Origin of the sequence: Streptomyces sp. Pv4-95 (genome assembly GCF_045782725.1) — a bacterium.
GTDB lineage: Bacteria > Actinomycetota > Actinomycetes > Streptomycetales > Streptomycetaceae > Streptomyces.
This window is the reverse complement of sequence record NZ_CP127172.1, coordinates 2,890,069-2,909,462: the sequence shown is the minus strand read 5'-3', so window position 1 is coordinate 2,909,462 and position 19,394 is coordinate 2,890,069. Positions and strand designations below refer to the sequence as shown.

Sequence of the window (19,394 nt, the reverse complement as noted above, 5' to 3'; positions counted from 1 at the left end):
GTTCGCCGGAGGCGCAACCGAGCGGCTGCGGCCGCCCGCGGGCTCTCGGGCGGCTCTCCCGCGCGGAGCGGGCCGGACGCGGCGTCGCGGGACACCGGGCGCGATCGCGGCGCAGGGCAGCCAGGGCACGCAGGCAGCGCCTGGCCCGGAGCGGGCTCCGGGGCCCGGGTGCGGTGCCGCAGCGGCTCACGGGCGGCCCGGACACCGGCACGGCGCTCGGGCGGCCACGGACGGCACATAGCAGCTTCCCGGGCCCGGTTGCTCACACATGTCATGGAACCGATGGGTAATGAGCGCCCCGCGAGATGGGCATGGTTGGATGCGAAGAGAGCCCCTCACAGGGGGTTCAGGGGGTCGGCCAAGGGCAAGGAGCCGCAGGGGGGCGCAGCAGAACCGGGCTGAGCCGGACGGCAATCTGTGGCAGGTTGTCGAGTAGGCCCCCAGAGGCCCGGCAGCCGCTCGGAGCACTTCCGGCAGCGGCATCAGGAGCAACCAGCAGGCGGGAATCGTGAGGATCTTCGGCAAGGTACGGCACCGGCCCTCCGCCTCGTGGCGGCAGGCGACCGACCGCGCTTTCACGCTGATCGGCGACGGCCGTTACGAGGACGCGGGGGCGCTGCTGACGCGTGCCGCGGACATGGAGCCGTGGCTCTCGGAGTCGTGGTTCAACCTCGCCCTGCTGCACAAGTTCCGGCACGACTGGGAGCAGGCCAGGGCCGCGGGACTGCGGGCCGTCGCGCTGCTCGACCGCGAGACCGGGGCGCCCGACTGGTGGAACGTCGGTATCGCCGCCACCGCCCTGCAGGACTGGCCGCTGGCCCGCCGCGCCTGGCAGGCATACGGCCTCAAGGTGCCCACCGAGGGCTCGCCCTCCGCGGAGCCGAGCGGGATGGCCCTGGGCAGCGCCGCCGTCCGTCTCTCGCCCGAGGGCGAGGCGGAGGTGGTCTGGGGCCGGAGGCTGGACCCGGCCCGTATCGAGGTGCTGTCGATCCCGCTGCCGTCCTCCGGGCGGCGCTGGGGCGAGGTCGTGCTGCACGACGGCGTCCCGCACGGCGAGCGGATCACCGCCGCCGGCGCCGACGGCGCCACGCGGGCCTTCCCGGTCTTCGACGAGATCGAGCTGTGGGCGCCGTCCCCCGTCCCGACCTGGGTGGTGCTGCTGGAGGCCGCCACCGAGGACGACCGGGACGCCCTGGAGCGCCTGGCGGCCGATGCGGGCTTTGCCGCGGAGGACTGGTCGTCGTCCGTGCGGCTGCTGTGCCGTACGTGCTCGGAGAGCCGGATGCCCAGCGACGAGGGCGACGGCGAGCACATGGACCCGCACGACCACAGTGAGCCGGGTCACCCCGGTCCGCTGGGGCACCGTACGGCGGGCTCGGGCTCCCTGTGGGTGCCGGAGCGCGAATGCGGTATCGCCGCGCCCTCCGCCCTGGTGCGCGGGCTGCTGGACGGCTGGGTCGCCGACAGCCCGGACACCCGGGAATGGCGGGATCTCGAAGAGGTCTGCTGAGCGCCCGGTGGTGCCCCCGTAGTCTGTAGGGCGACTAATCAGGGTTTTCAGGAAGGCGTACGGCGGAAATGGCCCAGCAGCCTGTGTTTGATCAAGACGGTGAGCAGCGCGTGGACGAAGAGTTCATCGACGACACGACGGACGCGGCGCAGCGGGAGGCCGCCCACCGTGAGCGTGGCACGTCGCGGCCGATCACGGTCGTCGGCAACCCGGTGCTCCACAAGGAGTGCAAGGACGTCACGGAGTTCGGTGACGAGCTCGGCCGGCTCATCGATGACATGTTCGCCAGCCAGCGGACCGCCGAGGGCGTGGGGCTGGCCGCGAACCAGATCGGTGTGGACCTGAAGGTCTTCGTCTACGACTGCCTCGACGACTCCGGTGTGCGGCACGTCGGCGCGGTCTGCAACCCGGTTCTCGACGAGCTGCCGGTCGAGCGGCGGGTGCTGGACGACTCCAACGAGGGCTGCCTGTCGGTGCCGGGCGCGTACGCCGAGCTGGCCCGTCCCGACTACTCCGTGGTGCGGGGCCAGGACGCCGAGGGCAACCCGATCGCGATCCGGGGTACCGGCTACTTCGCGCGCTGCCTCCAGCACGAGACCGACCACCTCAACGGCTACCTCTACATCGACCGGCTCTCCAAGCGTGACCGCAAGGACGCGCTGAAGCAGATGGCCGAGGTCGAGCCGCGCTACCCCGTCGTCGCCAACGACTGACCTCCGCCGCGCCGGCACCGAGGGGTGCCGGCGCGAGGTGCGGGGCCGTGCGGGCGCCGCAGGGTCATGAGGCGTCCTGGTAGGCCGTCCAGACCCGGGGCGGGAGGGACGTGCCCAGACCGGTCCCGGAGCCGCCCACGCCCTGCATCGGCAGCAGCTCCGGCGCTCCCGGCTTGTTGCGGAACACCGTGACGGCGGTGGTCGGCTCGCTGCCGTCACCGGCTCCCGGCGCGCGGTCCGGCCGGATCCCGGGGCCCGTGCCGCCACCGGCGCCCGCCGCGGTGCCGATGAACCACGCCGATTTCAACCGGTCGCCCGGCTCGCTGCCGCCGGCCGCGACCGGCCGATAGACCTGCCCGCCGGTGCCGTCCGGCCCGTCGTGGCCCTTGCCGTCGGTGGAGCGGCCCAGGTCCGGCCCGAGGGTGCGCCAGCCCCAGCCCTCCAGGGCGCCGGTCACCTGCTGGGCGACGTCGGGTGTGAGGACCTGCTCCGGTGCCGGCCGGTCGAAGCCGTCGAGCGGCCTGCCGTCGTGGGTGACCCGGGAGACCGCGTACGGGTCGGCGTGCTCGCCGCCGTTGGCGAAGGTGGTGTACGCGCTCGCCAGTCGGATCGCGCTGGGAGCCGAGGTGCCCAGCGGGAAGGTCGGCTCCAGGCGCGCCAGGCTCTCCTTGTGCAGGCCCGCGGCCAGCGCGAGTTGGCGGATGCGGCCCAGTCCGATCTGCTGCCCGGCCTTGACGAACGGCGGGTTCTCGCCCTGCATCAGGGCCCCGAAGAGATCGCTGGAGGGGGAGGTCTCCCGGCCCGCCGGCACCGGTTTCGTGCCGAGCTCCTCGGCCTGCTGTTGCAGCGCGGCGGCGAGGACGAACGGCTTGAAGGCCGAGCCCGCGGGGACGGCCGTGGTGTCCGCGTTGTTGTTGAAGTGCCGGGTGGCGTCCGTGCCGCCGTAGAGGGCGACGATCGCGCCGTCGCGGGGGCGGACCGACGCCGCGCCGAATTCCACGAAGGCGTCGGACTTCCGCTTCTTCGGATCGAGGTCGCGTTTGCGGACCGCGGAGACCGCCTTTTCCAGCCGCCGGGTGCGCTGTTTGTCGAAGGTGGTGTAAATCCGGTAGCCGCCGCGCGCCAGGTCCTTGTCGGTCAGGCCGCTGCCGCTCTTGATGAACTTGTTGGCCACATCGACCAGATAACCGGTCTGCCCGGCCTGGCTGGTGGGCTTCTCCAAGGCCCGGGGCTCGGGGAAGACGCGGTACTTCGCCCGCTCGGCCTCGCTCATGACGCCGGTTTCGACCTGCCGGTCCAGAATCCATTTCCAGCGTGCCACGGCGCGCTCGTGGGATGCCTTGCCCAGGCCCGGATCGTACTGGTCCGCCCCCTTCAGCAGGGCGGCCAGCAGGGCGGCCTGTCCAGGGTTCAGCCGCTGGGCGTCGATGCCGTAATACGCGTGCGCGGCGGCCTGGATGCCGTACGAACCCCGGCCGAACCAGCTGGTGTTGAGGTAGCCCCGAAGGATCTCCTGCTTGGACTTCTGGTTGTTCACCTTCAGGGAGATGATGAATTCCCTGACCTTGCGGGTGACCGTCTGGTCCTGCGAGAGATAGGTGTTCTTCACGTATTGCTGGGTGATGGTGGAACCGCCCTGCGCGTCCTCGCCGGAAACCATGTTCACGACGGCGCGGGCGATGCCTTTCAACGAGACGCCCGAGTCGCTGTAGAAGGTGGCGTTCTCCGCGGCGATGACGGCGCTCTCCACGGAGTCGGGCACCTTGTCGAGCGAAATGTTCTGCCGGTTGACCGGCCCGACGCTCACCATCTGGCTGCCGTCCGCCCAGTAGTAGACGGTGGCTTCCCGCCCGGCCAGGTCGTTCTCGTTCGGGATGCCGACGTTGACGTAGACGAGTGCGAACAGGCCGGCGACGCCCGCGAGGCCGGCGCCGAAGGTGCCGGCCACCAGGCGCCAGGAGGGCAGCCAGCGGCGCGGCCCCTCCCGCCCCCGGCGCGGATAGTCGATGAACCTGCGACGCCCCTTCGTTCCCTTCATGCTCCCGTAGACGAGGCGGGAGCCGGGCCGGTTTGCCGGCTAACCGAATGCTCACAATCGGCGGGCGGGGCGAAGGGGCGTCGCGGCAGGCTCGGTGGTGAACGCGCGGATCAGAACTCGTCGTCGAAGGAGACCGAGCCCTCGACGGCGACCTGGTAGGCCGAGGCCCGGCGCTCGAAGAAGTTCGTCAGCTCCTGGACGTTCTGCAGCTCCATGAAGGAGAACGGGTTCTCCGAGCCGTACACGGGCGGGAAGCCCAGCCGCTGCAACCGCTGGTCGGCGACGCACTGGAGGTACTCGCGCATCGACTCGGTGTTCATGCCCGGCAGGCCCTCGCCGCACAGGTCACGGCCGAACTGCAGCTCCGCCTCGACCGCCTCCTTGAGCATCTCGACGACCTGCTGCTCCAGCTTGTCGTCGAAGAGGTCGGGCTCCTCCTGGCGGACCGTGTCCACCACCGAGAACGCGAACTCCATGTGCATGGACTCGTCGCGGAACACCCAGTTGGTGCCGGTGGCCAGGCCGTGCAGCAGGCCGCGCGAGCGGAACCAGTAGACGTAGGCGAAGGCGCCGTAGAAGAACAGCCCCTCGATGCAGGCCGCGAAGCAGATCAGGTTGAGCAGGAACCGGCGGCGGTCGGCCCGGGACTCCAGCCGGTCGATGCTCTCGACCGAGTCCATCCACTTGAAGCAGAACTCGGCCTTCTCGCGGATGGACGGGATGTTCTCCACGGCCGCGAAGGCCGCGGCGCGGTCGTCCGGGTCGGGGAGGTAGGTGTCCAGCAGCGTCAGATAGAACTGGACGTGCACCGCCTCCTCGAAGAGCTGCCGGCTCAGGTACAGCCGCGCCTCGGGGGAGTTGATGTGCTTGTAGAGCGTCAGGACCAGGTTGTTGGCCACGATCGAGTCGCCGGTCGCGAAGAACGCGACGAGCCGGCCGATCATGTGCTGTTCGCCCGGCGAGAGCTTGGCGAGGTCGGTGACGTCGGAGTGGAGGTCGACCTCCTCCACGGTCCAGGTGTTCTTGATCGCGTCGCGGTAGCGGTCGTAGAAGTCCGGGTACCGCATGGGGCGCAGCGTCAGCTCGAAGCCCGGGTCCAGGAGGTTCTTGGTGCCGGTGGTGGCGGTGTGTGCCGCGGACGCGGTGGTGGCTTCGGTGGTCATTACTGGCAGGCCTCGCAGGACTCGGGGTTTTCCAGGGAGCAGGCGACCGCGTCGGGGTCGGTGGCCTGCTGGGGGACGGGTACGGGGGCGGCGGCCGCCGTGCCGCGCGCCGACTGCGCGATGCGGGTGGCCGGACGCGAGCGCAGGTAGTACGTGGTCTTGATGCCGCGCTTCCAGGCGTAGGCGTACATCGAGCTGAGCTTGCCGATGGTCGGCGACGCCATGAAGAGGTTCAGCGACTGGCTCTGGTCGAGGTACGGCGTACGGGCCGCGGCCATGTCGATCAGCGCGCGCTGCGGGATCTCCCAGGCGGTGCGATAGAGCGCCCGGACCTCCTCGGGGATCCACTCGACGTCCTGCACGCTGCCGTTGGCCTCGCGCAGGGCGTCACGGGTCCGCGCGTCCCACAGCCCCAGCGCCTTGAGCTCCTCGATCAGATAGGCGTTGACCTGGAGGAACTCGCCGGACAGCGTCTCGCGCTTGAAGAGGTTGGAGACCTGCGGCTCGATGCACTCGTAGACACCGGCGATGGAGGCGATCGTCGCGGTCGGCGCGATGGCCAGGAGCAGGGAGTTGCGCATCCCGGTCGCCGCGATCCGGTTCCGCAGCGCAGCCCACCGGTCCGCCCAGCGGGGCTCGGCGTTCGGGTAGTGGTCGGGGTGCAGCACACCGCGGGCGGTGCGGGTCGAGGACCAGGCCGGGTGCGGGCCGTGCCGCTCCGCGAGGTCGGCGGACGCCTCGTACGCGGCGAGCATGATCCGCTCGGAGATGCGGGTCGACAGCTCCCGCGCCTCGGGGGAGTCGAAGGGCAGCCGCAGCCGGAAGAAGACGTCCTGCAGCCCCATCAGACCCAGACCCACCGGCCGCCAGCGGGAGTTGGAGGCGCCGGCCTGGTCGGTCGGGTAGAAGTTGATGTCCACGACGCGGTCGAGGAAGGTGACGGCGGTGCGGACCGTCGCGTCCAGCCGCTCCCAGTCCATCGCGTCCTCCCAGCCGGCCGTCTCGTCGCCGAGATGCGCGGCGAGGTTGACCGACCCGAGGTTGCAGACCGCGGTTTCGCCGTCGTCCGTGACCTCCAGGATCTCGGTGCACAGGTTGGACGAGTGGACGACCTTGCCGGGCTCGGCGGTCTGGTTGGCGGTGCGGTTGGCGGCGTCCTTGAACGTCATCCAGCCGTTGCCGGTCTGCGCCAGGGTCCGCATCATCCGCGAGTACAGCAGCCGGGCCGGGATCTGCTTGAGCGCCTTGCCCTCGGCCTCGGCCCTGCGGTAGGCGGCGTCGAACTCCGCGCCCCACAGGTCCACCAGCTCCGGGGTGTCGGACGGCGAGAACAGCGACCAGTCGGCGTCCGCCTCGACGCGGCGCATGAACTCGTCCGGGATCCAGTGCGCGATGTTGAGGTTGTGCGTACGGCGGGCCTCCTCGCCGGTGTTGTCGCGCAGCTCCAGGAACTCCTCGATGTCGGCGTGCCAGGTCTCCAGGTAGACGCAGGCGGCGCCCTTGCGGCGGCCTCCCTGGTTCACCGCCGCGACCGAGGCGTCCAGGGTGCGCAGGAACGGCACGATGCCGTTGGAGTGGCCGTTGGTGCCCCGGATCAGCGACCCCCGTGCGCGGATCCGGGAGTAGGACAGACCGATACCGCCGGCGTGCTTGGAGAGCCGGGCGACCTGGTGGTACCGGTCGTAGATCGAGTCGAGTTCGTCCAGCGGGGAGTCCAGCAGATAGCAGGAGGACATCTGCGGGTGGCGGGTGCCGGAGTTGAACAGGGTGGGGGAGGAGGGCAGATAGGACAGCGAGCTGGTGAGGCGGTACAGCTCGGCGACGTCGTCCAGCGCGGCGCCGGAGTCGTTCTCGGCGAGACCGCAGGCCACCCGGAGCAGGAAGTGCTGCGGCGTCTCGATGACCTGACGGGTGGTGGGGTGCCGCAGCAGGTAGCGGGAGTGCAGGGTGCGCAGGCCGAAGTAGCCGAAGCGGTCGTCGGCGCCGTCGGCGAGTGCCTTGTCGACGGCGGCGTCCAGGCGGGCGGCGTGGGTGCGCACGAACGCGGCGGTCGCGTCGGCGATCAGACCCTCGCGGTGGCCGGTGTCCACCGAGGCCGAGAAGGAGGTGGCGCCCTGGCCCGCGGCCTCCTCGGCGATGGCGAGGGTGAGCAGCCGCGCGGCGAGGCGGGAGTACTGCGGCTCGTCACCGATCAGACCGGCCGCGGCCTCGATCGCCAGGGAGCGCAACTCCGCCTCGTCGGAGCCCGCGTGGCGGCCTCGGAGGGCGGCGGCGGCCACCTTGCCGGGGTCGGTCGCGGTCAGGTCCTCGGTCAGCTCGGTCAGCGTGCGCAGCAGGGCGACGCCGGGGCCGTCCTCGACCCGGTCGGCGGGGGCGGGCGGCGCGGACCGCACGACCTCGGCGTCTGACGCGGGCTCCGTTGGCGCGATGGTCACGTGCTGCTCTCCCTCACTCGGCGGGGGCCAGGAGGGAGGGGCGCGACGGGCGCGCGCGGGCGTGGGGCACCCCGGAGTCGTTCGGGGTGCGCGGGCACACCGCGCGGCGTCCACCGGCCCATCCCACGGGGCCCGGACGTATCGACGCTCGCACCGATGGCGGTGCGGGCGTACCGTCGGCAGGTCCTCGGACTCCACGGGCGCGCGGCAAGGCTTTGGGGCCTTATGGGCGCACTCGTACACCGTTGCGGGACAGTTCCGGATTCGCACCGGATTCCCCTGCGGCGACAGCGAGCACGAGCATACATGTGGGGGTGCCTTCTCGTGTGCACCCCCATATCTTGTGCGTCGCGAGTGATCGAGTCGTGTCTGTCCGTGCACCCGTGGGTGTCTGACCGTGCACCAGGGCAAGGGGTCTCCCGGCTTACCGCACCGCGCCGGGCACGCGAACGGGCCGCCGCACCCTGAGGTGCGACGGCCCGTGGCCGGGGGCGGTGCGGTGGCTCAGTGGCCGACGGGGGCCTCCGCGGTGGCGGGCGGCAGGTCGGGGCTGACGCCCTTGTCGCCGACGTCCGCGGTGTAGTCGCCCGGGCTGGTCTCGTCGACGCCCTCCGGCGCCTTCGCGGCCTTCAGGGCGAAGGTCAGCACGACCGTGACCACGACGTTCAGCACGAACGCGGTCAGGCCGATGTAGCCGATCTCGCCGATACCCGGGATCTCCCTGCTGGAGCCGCCGAAGTGCGCCTGGGTGGGGCTGGCCACGCCGTACGCCGCGAGCGTGCCGTACGCCATGCCGACCGCCCAGCCGGCGAGCAGCGCCCAGCGGTGGAACCAGCGGGTGAACAGGCCGCCGACGAGGGACGGCATGGTCTGCAGGATCCAGATGCCGCCCAGCAGCTGGAAGTTGATGGCGACCGTCTTGTCCATGGTCAGGACGAAGGCGAGGGCGCCGACCTTCACCAGCAGCGAGACGAGCTTGGCGACCTTGTGCTCCTGGGCCGGGGTGGCGTCCGGCTTCAGGAAGTCCTTGTAGACGTTGCGGGTGAAGAGGTTGGCCGCGGCGATCGACATGATGGCCGCCGGCACCAGGGCGCCGATGCCGATCGCGGCGAACGCGACGCCGGCGAACCAGCTCGGGAACATGTCCTCGAAGAGCTGCGGAATCGCCAGCTGCGGGTTGCCGTGGATCTCCGTGCCGGCCTTGATCGCCATGAAGCCCAGCAGCGCGAGCAGGCCCAGCATCAGGGAGTACAGCGGCAGGATCGTGGTGTTGCGGCGGATCACGTTGCGGCTGCGCGAGGACAGCGTCGCGGTGATCGAGTGCGGGTACATGAACAGCGCGAGCGCCGAGCCCAGCGCCAGCGTGGCGTAGGCCCACTGGGCGTTGGGGCCGCTCGCCAGCTCGCCGCGCGGCTTACCGGTCGGTCCCGGCTCCGCGAACGCCTTCCCGGCCGAGTCGAAGATCGCGTCGAAGCCGCCCAGCTTGATCGGGATGTAGATGATCGCCACCGCGATGACGAGGTAGATCAGCCCGTCCTTGACGAACGCGATGAGCGCGGGCGCCCGCAGTCCGGACGAGTAGGTGTAGGCCGCCAGGACGGCGAAGGCGATCAGCAGCGGCAGGTCCTTGACGAACCAGTTGGTGGTCTCGCCGCCGCCGATCCCCAGCACGTCCAGGACGGCCTGGATGCCGACCAGTTGGAGCGCGATGTAGGGCATGGTGGCGAGGATGCCGGTGAGCGCCACCGCCAGCGACAGGCCCTTGGAGCCGAACCGGCCGCGCACGAAGTCGGAGGTGGTGACGTAGCCGTGCTTGTGCGAGACCGACCAGAGCCGGGGCAGGAAGGTGAAGATCAGCGGATAGACGAGGATCGTGTAGGGCACCGCGAAGAAGCCGGCCGCGCCCGCCGCGTAGATGGCCGCCGGGACGGCGACGAAGGTGTACGCGGTGTAGAGGTCGCCGCCGAGCAGGAACCACGTCACCCAGGTGCCGAAGCTCCGGCCGCCCAGGCCCCATTCGTCGAGGTTCGCGGACTGCTCGGCCTTGCGCCAGCGGGCGGCGAGGAAGCCCATGACCGTCACGGCCAGGAAGAAGAACACGAAGACGGCCAGCGCGGTGCCGTTCACGCCGTCGGTGGCCGAGGCGGCCAGCCGGACCGGTGCGGCCGGGGCCGCCGAGGCGATCGTCAGGAGAGTCACTGTGCCGCACCCGCCTTACGCGCGCGCTGCTCACGCTGCACGAGCTTGTACGCGGTCATCGTCAGCGCGGTCGAGATGAGCACCCACGCCATCTGGTACCAGTAGAAGAACGGGATCCCGATGAACGTCGGCTCGATCCTGGCGTAGGAGTTCACCCACAGCATCGCCACGAACGGAGCGAGCAGGCACAGCCCGATCACCACACGCGCGGGCGTGACGACCTTTCTGGTGCCTGGCGTTTCGGCTGGCTCTGGCATGGGCGGGCTCCGTCCCTGGCGATCTCCTGTGTAATCGGCTGGAAATCTATGGCAGGGCCGTGGCGCGCGTCACTAGCTGTCCGCATATCGGTATGGAAGAGATTTCATTGCGGCCGGTGCACCGGCCCACGCGCCGGGTGCGCCAGTGAGGTCCGGAAGCCCCGGGAGCCGGTGCGGGAGCGGCTCTCCGGGGGGTGGCGGAGCCGGGCACCGCACGGGGCGGTTACGGGGCCCGGCGCCGGGCGTTCAGTCCGTGGGGCGCTGCAGCCTGGCGACGAACTTGTAGCGGTCGCCCCGGTAGACCGAGCGCACCCACTCCACCGGCTGCCCCTGCGCGTCGAGGGAGTGCCGGGAGAGCATCAGCATGGGCAGGCCGACATCGGTGCCCAGCAGACCGGCCTCGCGCGGGGTGGCGAGGGAGGTCTCGATGGTCTCCTCGGCCTCCGCCAGGCGGACGTCGTAGACCTCGGCCAGCGCGGTGTAGAGGGATGTGTACTTGACGAGGTTGCGGCGCAGCGAGGGGAACCGCTTGGCGGACAGGTGGGTGATCTCGATGGCCATCGGCTCGCCGCTGGCCAGCCGCAGCCGCTCGATGCGCAGCACCCTGCCGCCGGTGGCGATGTCCAGCAGGCCGGCCAGCTGGTCGTCCGCGGTGACATAGCCGATGTCCAGTAGCTGGGACGTCGGTTCCAGCCCCTGGGCGCGCATGTCCTCGGTGTAGGAAGTCAGTTGCAGCGCCTGGGAGACCTTGGGCTTGGCCACGAAGGTGCCCTTGCCCTGGATGCGCTCCAGGCGGCCCTCGACGACCAGCTCCTGGAGGGCCTGGCGCACCGTCGTGCGGGAGGTGTCGAACTCCGCGGCGAGGGTGCGCTCGGGCGGTACCGGGGTCCCCGGCGGCAGAGTCTCGGTGATCTCCAGCAAGTGCCGCTTGAGGCGGTAGTACTTGGGCACGCGAGCGGTGCGTGTGGCGCCGCCGCCGTTCTCGGCGCTGCCCCCTTCGGTGTCCATGACCCGCCTCTCCGACTCCTGTCGCGCTGCCGTCACCGGCTCCTCCGTACGTAGCGGCTCACATCGTGGCATGAGTGGGGTTCCCATGCTTCCTCGCAGGTCCCGGCCCGCCGGATGTCGGTCCGGTAACGGAGCCGACAGCGACTCTTATACACCCCTTGACACCCCAAAAGGTCTAGGCCAAGCTGCGAGCACTGGTCTAAACCATTAAAGACCACACCCGGCCTTTGGGGGAGAGCGCGATGAAGCGTGGGCTCATAGCAGCGACGGCGGTCGCGGGAATGCTGGTGAGTGTCGCTGCCTGTGGGTCCAGCGACGACAGCAAGGCGGGAGCGGACGGCTTCAAGGGCCAGAAGCTCACCGTTTGGGTGATGGACGGGTCCAACCCGGCACAGTGGACGAAACAGGTCTCCGAGCAGTTCGAGAAGAAGACCGGCGCCACGGTCGAGTTCAAGGTCCAGCAGTGGAACGGCATTCAGCAGAAGCTGAGCACGGCCCTCTCCGAGGACACGCCGCCGGACGTCGTCGAGATCGGCAACACGCAGACCGCCGCCTATGCCAAGGCAGGTGCGCTGGCCGACCTCGGCGACGTGAAGAAGGAGATCGGCTCCGACTGGAACGACTCCTTCAACAAGAGCGCGCTCGTGGACGGAAAGCAGTACGCGCTTCCGTGGTACGCCGGCAACCGCGTGGTCATGTACAACAAGAAGATCTGGGCCGAGGCGGGCATCAAGGGAACTCCCAAGACCCGCAACGAACTCTTCAAGGCATTCGACACCATCAAGAAGAAGACCGATGCCGAACCGCTGTATCTCCCCGGCCAGAACTGGTACTTCTTCGACGGGCTGACCATCGGCACCGGCGCGGACCTGGTGAAGAAGTCCGGCGGCAAGTGGGTCTCCAACCTCGGTGACCCCAAGGTCTCCAAGGCCATGGACATCTACAAGCAGTACCAGTCCTTCAGCACCGCCCCGAAGAACAAGGACGAGGCCACCCCGCAGCAGGCGGAGATCTTCTCCAAGGGCAGGACCGGCGCGGTCATCGCCATGGGCTACGAGGCGAACACCGCCATCGCCGCCAACCCGAAGATCAAGGACGACATCGGCTTCTTCACCATCCCCGGGGAGACCGCCGACAAGCCCGAGGGCGTATTCCTCGGTGGCTCCAACTTCGCCGTCGCCGGTATGGGCGGCAAGCAGGAACTCGCCAAGGAATTCCTGAGGATCGCCCTGTCCAAGAAGAACGACGGACAGATGGTCAAGGAGGTCGGCTGGACGCCCAAGTCCCCCGACCTGGCCGACGCCGCGAAGGGCAACCCGGCCGCCGAGGCCGCCGCGCCCGCCGCACAGAAGTCGGCCGGCACCACGCCGCCCATCCCGCAGTGGGCCGCGGTGGAGAACGTGCCGAACCCGATCAAGAGCTATATGACGGCGGTCCTGAACGGCAAGGCGCCGGCCGACGCCGCCCAGGACGTCGAGTCCGAGATCAACGCGCGGCTCGCCAAGCAGTAGCCGCACCCGCTTCCGTACGGGCCGGCCGCCCCCGGCCCGTACGGAACCACCGCACGCGCAACACCGGTCCGATGGGGAGAAGGCGGTCATGGCAGTGCAGCTCGACGACGCGGTGGAGACGACCGCGCCGCCCCTCGGCACGGGGGGATCGCCGCCCGCCCGCCGCGGACCCGGCCGCCGGCGGGCCGCCCGCGGCACCCCGTATCTCCTGCTCCTCCCGGCCCTGGCCGCGACCGCGGTCTTCCTGGGCTGGCCGATGGTGCGCAACCTGCTGCTCTCCTTCCAGAACCTCAACATGAAGGAGTTGATCCAGCACCTCACCGACTGGCGCGGCATCGGCAACTACCAGGAGATCCTGGGCAGCGAGCAGTTCTGGCGGGTCACCCTCCGCACTCTCGTCTTCACCGCCGTCAACGTCACCCTGATCATGGTGATCGGGGTGCTGATCGGCCTGCTGCTGGCCCGGCTCGGCACGAAGATGCGGCTGACCCTGTCCGCCGCGCTGGTACTCGCCTGGGCCATGCCCGTGATCGCCGCGACCACCGTCTTCCAGTGGCTGTTCGACTCCCGCTTCGGCGTCGTCAACTGGATGCTGGACAGGCTCGGCTGGCACTCCATGGCCCACTACGACTGGGTCGGCACCCAGCTGTCGACCTTCTTCGTGATCACCGTCCTGATCGTGTGGCAGTCGCTGCCCTTCGTGGCCCTGAACCTCTACGCGGCCACCACGACCATCCCCAAGGAGCTCTACGAGGCGGCCCGGATGGACGGCGCCGGCACCTGGCAGGTCTTCACGTCGGTGACCTTCCCCTTCCTCAAGCCCTTCTTCCTCGCCACCACGTTTCTTGAGGTCATCTGGGTCTTCAAGGCGTTCCCGCAGGTCTTCGCGATCAACGAGGGCGGCCCGGACCGGCTCACCGAGACCCTGCCGCTCTACGCCTTCACCGAGGGCGTCGGCAACCTCCACTTCGGCATGGGAGCCGCGATCTCGCTGCTGACGATCGCCGTGCTGCTGGCCATGACCGCGTACTACCTGCGTCTGACGCTCAAGCAGGAACAGCAGGAGGAGAACGAGCTGTGAAGCACTCCCTCGCCGGCCGGATCTGGCCCAATGCCACGGCGATCGTGCTCGCCATCGGCTTCGTCTTCCCCGTGTACTGGATGTTCAACACGGCCTTCAAGCCCACCCAGGACATCATCACCGAGGACCCGGTGTGGCTCCCGTTCCACGGCACGCTCGCGCATTTCGAGGCGGCGGTGAACGCCCCGAACTTCTGGACCCTGGCCGGGAACTCGATCCTGGTGACGGTCGTCGCGGTGGGACTGTCTCTGCTCATCGCGCTCTGCGGGGCGTTCGCCGTCGCACGGATGCGCTTCAAGGGCCGCAGGGGCGTGCTGCTGACGTTCATGGTCGCCCAGATGGCGCCCTGGGAGGTCATGGTGATCGCGAACTACATGATCGTCCGGGATGCCGACCTGCTCAACAGCCTGCTGCCGCTCATCTGCTTCTACACGCTGATGGTGCTGCCCTTCACCCTCCTGACGCTGCGCGGCTATGTCGCGGCGGTGCCCAAGGAGCTGGAGGAGTCCGCGATGGTCGACGGCTGCTCCCGCAGACAGGCGTTCACCAAGGTGGTCTTCCCGCTCCTCGCCCCCGGCCTGATGGCCACCTCCCTCTTCGGATTCATCACCGCGTGGAACGAGTTCCCCCTCGTCCTGGTCCTCAACAAGGAACCGGAGGCGGGCACCCTGCCGCTGTGGCTCTCACAGTTCCAGAGCCAGTTCGGGGACGATTGGGGTGCCACCATGGCCGCCGCGTCGATCTTCGCCGTCCCGATCCTCGTCCTCTTCCTGTTCCTGCAACGCAAGGCGGTCGGCGGTCTCACCTCCGGCGCAGTGAAGGGATAACGCCGACATGACTCCTCTCGTTCGTTCCGGCAGCTCCGTACGCTCCGCCGACACCCTCACCCGCGACGCCCTGGCCGTCCTCCAGCCGGGCTTCACCGGCACCACCGCCCCCGAATGGCTGCTGCGGCGCCTCGGCGAAGGACTCACCTCGGTGGGCCTGTTCGGCCGCAACGTCGCCACCCCCACGCAACTCGCCTCCCTCACCGCGCAGTTGCGGGGCGCATGCGAGGACGTCCTGGTCGCCGTCGACGAGGAGGGTGGCGACGTCACCCGCCTGGAGGTGCGCGGCGGTTCCTCCTTTCCCGGAAACCTCGCGCTCGGCGCCGTCGACGACACCGACCTGACCCGCGACGTCGCCCGGGAACTCGGCCGCCGTCTCGCCGAATGCGGCGTCACCCTCAACTGGGCGCCCTCGGCCGACGTCAACTCCAACCCGTCCAACCCCGTCATCGGTGTCCGCTCCTTCGGCGCCGACCCGCAGCTGGTCGCCCGGCACACCGCCGCCTACGTCGAGGGCCTGCAGTCCGCCGGCGTCGCCGCCTGCACCAAGCACTTCCCCGGCCACGGCGACACCGCCGTCGACTCCCACCACGACCTGCCGCACATCGCCGCCGACCTGCCCACCCTCCAGGAACGTGAACTCGTGCCGTTCCGCGCGGCCATCGCGGCCGGCACCAGAGCCGTGATGAGCGCCCACATCCTGCTGCCGGCCCTGGACGGCAGCCGCCCCGCCACCCTGAGCCCGGCAGCGCTGCACGGCCTGCTGCGCGCCCCGGCCGACGAGGGCGGGCTCGGCTTCGACGGGCTGATCGTCACCGACGGGATGGAGATGCAGGCCATCTCCGCCACCTACGGCCTGGAGCGCGGCAGCGTCCTGGCCATCGCGGCCGGCGCCGACGCCATCTGCGTGGGCGGCGGGCTGGCCGACGAGGCCACGGTGCTGCGGCTGCGCGACGCCCTGGTGAGGGCGGTACGCGACGGCGAGCTGCCGGAGGAGCGGCTGACCGAGGCGGCGGGCCGGGTGCGCGCCCTGGCGCGCTGGGCACGGAACGCGGGCGCGGCCGAGGCAGTCACACCCGCACCCGGGATCGGCCTCGCCGCCGCCCGCCGTGCGCTGCGCCTCACCGCCGACGGCCCCTACGCGCCGCTGACCGCCCCGGCCTACGTCGCCGCCTTCACGCCGCTCGCGAACATCGCCGTGGGGGACGAGACGCCCTGGGGTGTCGCCGCGGAACTGAGCCGGCTGCTGCCCGGTACCGCCACCGCCACCTACACCGGCGAAGCCGCCGCCACGGCCGGCACCCCCGCCATGATCGGCGGCCTCCTCGACGCCGCCGCCGGCCGCCGCATAGTGGCCGTCGTACGCGATGTCCACCGCCACCCCTGGATGGCCGACGCGCTGCGCGCACTCCTCGGCGCCCGCCCCGACACCGCCGTGGTCGAGATGGGCGTCCCGCAGTCACCGCCTCTGGGTGCCCCGCACCTCGCCACGCACGGCGCCGCGCGGGTCTGCGGTCAGGCGGCCGCCGAGACCCTCACCGGTCAAGGACCCGCCCGGAGGCGGTGACGCCGATCGCGGCGCCGCCGGGGGAGGGATACGGCGTGGCCGGGGCACCGCGTGGGGCGGCCCGGCCACGTCGGGGACGGCCTCGCGGCTCAGATGCCCTGCCACTCCGGCTTGGCGGCGTAGGTGTCGCGGAAGTAGTCGGCGAGCTTGAGCTTGGAGGCGGCGGCTTCGTCGACGACGACCGTCGCGTGCGGGTGGAGCTGCAGCGCCGAGGCGGGCACCAGCGCGGCCACCGGGCCCTCGACGGACTGGGCGACGGCGTCGGCCTTGCCCTCTCCGGTGGCGAGCAGCACCAGGTGGCGGGCTTCCAGGATGGTCCCGATGCCCTGGGTGATGACGTGGTGCGGGACCTCGGCGGGACTGTCGAAGAACCGGGCGTTGTCCGCCCGGGTCTGCCGGGTCAGCGTCTTGATGCGGGTGCGGGAGGCGAGCGAGGAGCACGGCTCGTTGAAGCCGATGTGCCCGTCGGTGCCGATGCCGAGGAGTTGCAGATCCACCCCGCCGGCCGCGCTGAGGGCGCGGTCGTACTCCTCGCAGGCGGCCTGGACGTCCTCGGCCGAGCCGTCAGGGCCCATGAACGCGTCCTCGCGCAGCCCGAGTGGCTCGACGACCTCGCGCAGCACCACCGAACGGTAGGACTCCGGGTGGCCGGGCGGCAGGCCGACGTACTCGTCGAGCTGGCAGATGCGGACACCCGAGGCGTCCACGGCGCCGGCGCGGACCTTGCCCGAGAGCGCCTGGTAGACGGGCAGCGGGGTCGAGCCGGTGGCGACACCGAGCAGAGCGTCGGGCTTGCGGCGCACCAGAGTCGCGATGGCCTCCGCGATGAGCTCGCCGCCTGCCGAGGCGTCCGGGACGATGACAACTTCCACGCTTGGCCTGCCGTTCTGGAGAATGGGCATGTGGTATAGACCAATCTACCAGAGGGCGGCCCGCCGGGCCCGGTGGCTTTCAGGGGTTCCGGGCGCTGGCGGCCGGCTTCGCGTGGCCGCGCCGCGTACCGGTCCCGTACCGGCGGAAGTCGCCGTCGCCCTGGGGGAGATGGGGTCGCGAGGGCGCCGCCGTGGCCCGGAACGCCGTGGGTGCGTGAGGTGATCGCCGCAGGATCACCGCAAGAACGCCACGTGGGAGAAGGGGAAGCGCTGCCGCTGGGGCGAATGAGGCGGGCGGGGCGCGGGGGCGCCGGGGGCCCAGTTCGGGGCCGGGGGCGGCGCGCGGAGCCCTGAAGCACCCGCGGGCCGCGGCGCCGGGACAGGACCCTCAACCTGTCCGGCACCGCAGCCCGGAGCTGACATCGGCCGGCCCCGCTTTTCGGGCGGGAGGTACCCCAATGTGCGGTAGGGGTACGGCCCCGTCCCGGGACCGGTCGATCGGAGGCCGGGACGCAGTCAGGGCAGAGAGCGTCTCGGGCCTCGTTCCGCTCTCCTGTGCGGGGAGAGCGGAGGTCTGTGCAAATTGTGGACTAGACCATTCTTGGTTGTCCATGGTCGTGCAAGGACAACACATACACCGTACGCCGGTAGGCTCCAAGACGTGCCCTCCATGAACGATCTCGTCCGCCAGCACACCGCTCTGAGTGACTCCGACCTCGAGTGGCTGCACCTGTTGGTCTCGGAGTGGCAGCTGCTCTCCGATTTGTCCTTCGCCGATCTCGTCCTGTGGGTCCCCACCCTGGACGGCACCCGCTATGTGTCGGTTGCCCAGATGCGCCCCAATACGGGCCCCACGTCCTACCAGGACGACATGGTCGGCCATCTCGTCCCGCGGGGCCGTCGCCCGATGCTGGACTCCGCCCTGGACGAGGGCCGGATCGTGCGGGAGGGCGACCCGGAGTGGCGGGAGGAGGTGCCGGTACGCGTCGAGTCCATCCCGGTGCGCCGGGATGGACGAGTGCTGGGCGTGATCGCCCGCAACACCAACCTGCTGACCGTGCGCACCCCCAGCCGGCTGGAGCTCACCTACCTCCAGAGCGCTTCCGACCTCGCCCAGATGATCGCTGCCGGATCGTTTCCCTTCCCCGGGCAGCAGGTCGACATGGACGCATCGCCGCGGGCCGGCGACGGTCTGATCCGGCTCGATGCCGACGGCGTCGTCCAGTACGCCAGCCCCAACGCACTCTCCGCCTACCACCGTCTCGGCCTCGCCGCCGACCTGGTGGGCCACCACCTCGGCCGCGCCACCGCCGAACTCGCCCCGGCCCGCGGCCCGGTGGACGAGGCCCTGGTCAAGCTCGCCAGCGGATGGGCCCCGCGGGAGTTCGAGGTCGAGGGCGACGAGGGCGTGATCCAGCTGCGCGCCATCCCCCTCAAGCCCAAGGGCACGCACATCGGTTCGCTCGTGCTGCTGCGCGATGTGACCGAACTGCGCCGCCGCGAACGCGAACTGATCACCAAGGACGCCACCATCCGGGAGATCCACCACCGGGTGAAGAACAATCTCCAGACCGTGGCGGCGCTCTTGCGGCTGCAGTCCCGCCGGATGGACTCCGCCCAGGGCCGCGACGCGCTCAACGAAGCGGTCCGCAGGGTCGGTTCGATCGCCATCGTGCACGAAACGCTGTCCCAGAACCTCGACGAGCGGGTCGAGTTCGACGAGATCGCCGACCGGGTGCTCGCCATGGTGGCGGAGATCTCCCCCGGCAAGGTGACCACCCGCCGCACCGGGCGCTTCGGCATCCTGGACGCCGAGGTCGCCACGCCGCTGTCGATGGTGCTCACCGAAATCCTGCAGAACGCCCTGGAACACGCCTTCGACCAGGGGGAACACGGCACGGTCGAGGTCGGTGCGGTGCGTGGCGGCACCCGCGCCGAGCCGCGCCTGCTGGTCACCGTGCAGGACGACGGCCGCGGCCTGCCGGAGGGCTTCGACCCGCACCGCGCGGGAAATCTGGGGCTGCAGATCGTACGCACCCTGGTCGAGGGAGAGTTGGGAGGCACGTTCGACATGGTGCGCGCACCCGAACGGGGTACCCAGGTCATCCTCGATGTGCCGGTCCGCCCCGAGAAGCAGCACTGACGCGGAGGCGCTGAGGAGGGGGACCGGGGAACGCGCCGGTTCCTCGGGGCCGTTGCGCACCCTGCTACCG

14 protein-coding genes and 1 riboswitch are annotated in these 19,394 nt (G+C 70.5%); of the genes, 7 read left to right on the top strand and 7 right to left on the bottom strand.

Features of this window, described 5'->3' with window-relative positions; all coding sequences use genetic code 11:
- The first annotated feature begins 508 nt into the window (after positions 1-508).
- Together QOM21_RS12750 and def are read left to right on the top strand one after the other, a co-directional pair.
- A complete protein-coding gene (locus QOM21_RS12750) occupies positions 509-1,510 on the top strand; it encodes a tetratricopeptide repeat protein (protein WP_393896634.1) in 1,002 nt (333 codons plus the stop codon).
- Between the two features lie 68 nt (positions 1,511-1,578).
- Positions 1,579-2,223, top strand: coding sequence for a peptide deformylase (def, locus tag QOM21_RS12745; protein WP_407550017.1), 645 nt, complete (start codon positions 1,579-1,581; stop codon positions 2,221-2,223).
- Positions 2,224-2,287: 64 nt separating this feature from the next.
- On the opposite strand, the gene QOM21_RS12740 is transcribed toward def, so the two are convergent.
- The 6 genes from QOM21_RS12740 to QOM21_RS12715 form a co-directional block, all read right to left on the bottom strand.
- Positions 2,288-4,261 (bottom strand): transglycosylase domain-containing protein, encoded by a 1,974-nt coding sequence (locus QOM21_RS12740; RefSeq protein WP_407550016.1) that lies wholly within the window; start codon positions 4,259-4,261, stop codon positions 2,288-2,290.
- 110 nt (positions 4,262-4,371) lie between these two features.
- On the bottom strand, positions 4,372-5,424 hold the full coding sequence (locus QOM21_RS12735) for a ribonucleotide-diphosphate reductase subunit beta (RefSeq protein ID WP_407550015.1): 1,053 nt from the start codon (positions 5,422-5,424) through the stop codon (positions 4,372-4,374).
- Positions 5,424-7,859 carry a ribonucleoside-diphosphate reductase subunit alpha gene (locus tag QOM21_RS12730; RefSeq protein WP_407550014.1) on the bottom strand — a complete coding sequence of 812 codons (2,436 nt, stop codon included), beginning with the start codon at positions 7,857-7,859 and terminating at the stop codon, positions 5,424-5,426. The genes QOM21_RS12735 and QOM21_RS12730 overlap by 1 nt, the downstream gene beginning before the upstream one ends.
- 160 nt (positions 7,860-8,019) lie before the next feature.
- Positions 8,020-8,180, bottom strand: a riboswitch (cobalamin riboswitch).
- A gap of 183 nt (positions 8,181-8,363) precedes the next feature.
- A complete protein-coding gene (gene mctP, locus QOM21_RS12725; protein ID WP_407555653.1) occupies positions 8,364-9,986 on the bottom strand; it encodes a monocarboxylate uptake permease MctP in 1,623 nt (540 codons plus the stop codon).
- Positions 9,987-10,054: 68 nt separating this feature from the next.
- Entirely contained in the window at positions 10,055-10,315 is a 261-nt protein-coding gene (locus QOM21_RS12720; RefSeq protein ID WP_407550013.1) for a DUF3311 domain-containing protein, read from the bottom strand.
- Positions 10,316-10,561: 246 nt separating this feature from the next.
- Positions 10,562-11,323 carry a GntR family transcriptional regulator gene (locus QOM21_RS12715; protein WP_393896628.1) on the bottom strand — a complete coding sequence of 254 codons (762 nt, stop codon included), beginning with the start codon at positions 11,321-11,323 and terminating at the stop codon, positions 10,562-10,564.
- Between the two features lie 242 nt (positions 11,324-11,565).
- Here QOM21_RS12715 and QOM21_RS12710 point away from each other — a divergent pair, with 242 nt between their 5' ends.
- The 4 genes from QOM21_RS12710 to QOM21_RS12695 all read left to right on the top strand — a co-directional run bounded on the left by QOM21_RS12710 (position 11,566) and on the right by QOM21_RS12695 (position 16,309).
- On the top strand, positions 11,566-12,834 hold the full coding sequence (locus QOM21_RS12710) for an extracellular solute-binding protein (protein ID WP_407550012.1): 1,269 nt from the start codon (positions 11,566-11,568) through the stop codon (positions 12,832-12,834).
- Positions 12,835-12,922: 88 nt separating this feature from the next.
- Positions 12,923-13,915: a carbohydrate ABC transporter permease gene (locus tag QOM21_RS12705; RefSeq protein WP_407550011.1), complete on the top strand. Its 993-nt coding sequence runs from the start codon at positions 12,923-12,925 to the stop codon at positions 13,913-13,915.
- The gene (locus QOM21_RS12700) at positions 13,912-14,742 is read left to right on the top strand and encodes a carbohydrate ABC transporter permease (RefSeq protein WP_407550010.1); all 831 of its coding nucleotides are present in this window, start codon (positions 13,912-13,914) and stop codon (positions 14,740-14,742) included. Before QOM21_RS12705 ends, QOM21_RS12700 begins: the two co-directional genes overlap by 4 nt.
- A 7-nt stretch (positions 14,743-14,749) precedes the next feature.
- Positions 14,750-16,309 (top strand): glycoside hydrolase family 3 protein, encoded by a 1,560-nt coding sequence (locus QOM21_RS12695; protein WP_407550009.1) that lies wholly within the window; start codon positions 14,750-14,752, stop codon positions 16,307-16,309.
- A gap of 89 nt (positions 16,310-16,398) precedes the next feature.
- On the opposite strand, the gene nagB is transcribed toward QOM21_RS12695, so the two are convergent.
- Entirely contained in the window at positions 16,399-17,181 is a 783-nt protein-coding gene (gene nagB, locus QOM21_RS12690) for a glucosamine-6-phosphate deaminase (RefSeq protein ID WP_407555652.1), read from the bottom strand.
- Between the two features lie 670 nt (positions 17,182-17,851).
- Here nagB and QOM21_RS12685 point away from each other — a divergent pair.
- Positions 17,852-19,324, top strand: a complete 1,473-nt coding sequence (locus QOM21_RS12685) for a sensor histidine kinase (protein WP_407555651.1) — start codon at positions 17,852-17,854, stop codon at positions 19,322-19,324.
- Positions 19,325-19,394: the final 70 nt, after the last annotated feature.

What these genes read in the sequence shown, in the direction of transcription:
- QOM21_RS12705 (WP_407550011.1), top strand. Translation starts at nt 12,923, where the DNA reads ATGGCAGTGCAGCTCGACGACGCGGTGGAGACGACCGCGCCGCCCCTC.
- def (WP_407550017.1), top strand. Translation starts at nt 1,579, where the DNA reads ATGGCCCAGCAGCCTGTGTTTGATCAAGACGGTGAGCAGCGCGTGGAC.
- QOM21_RS12710 (WP_407550012.1), top strand. Translation starts at nt 11,566, where the DNA reads ATGAAGCGTGGGCTCATAGCAGCGACGGCGGTCGCGGGAATGCTGGTG.
- QOM21_RS12695 (WP_407550009.1), top strand. Translation starts at nt 14,750, where the DNA reads ATGACTCCTCTCGTTCGTTCCGGCAGCTCCGTACGCTCCGCCGACACC.
- QOM21_RS12685 (WP_407555651.1), top strand. Translation starts at nt 17,852, where the DNA reads ATGAACGATCTCGTCCGCCAGCACACCGCTCTGAGTGACTCCGACCTC.
- QOM21_RS12720 (WP_407550013.1), bottom strand. Translation starts at nt 10,315, where the DNA reads ATGCCAGAGCCAGCCGAAACGCCAGGCACCAGAAAGGTCGTCACGCCC.
- QOM21_RS12715 (WP_393896628.1), bottom strand. Translation starts at nt 11,323, where the DNA reads ATGGACACCGAAGGGGGCAGCGCCGAGAACGGCGGCGGCGCCACACGC.
- QOM21_RS12740 (WP_407550016.1), bottom strand. Translation starts at nt 4,261, where the DNA reads ATGAAGGGAACGAAGGGGCGTCGCAGGTTCATCGACTATCCGCGCCGG.
- QOM21_RS12735 (WP_407550015.1), bottom strand. Translation starts at nt 5,424, where the DNA reads ATGACCACCGAAGCCACCACCGCGTCCGCGGCACACACCGCCACCACC.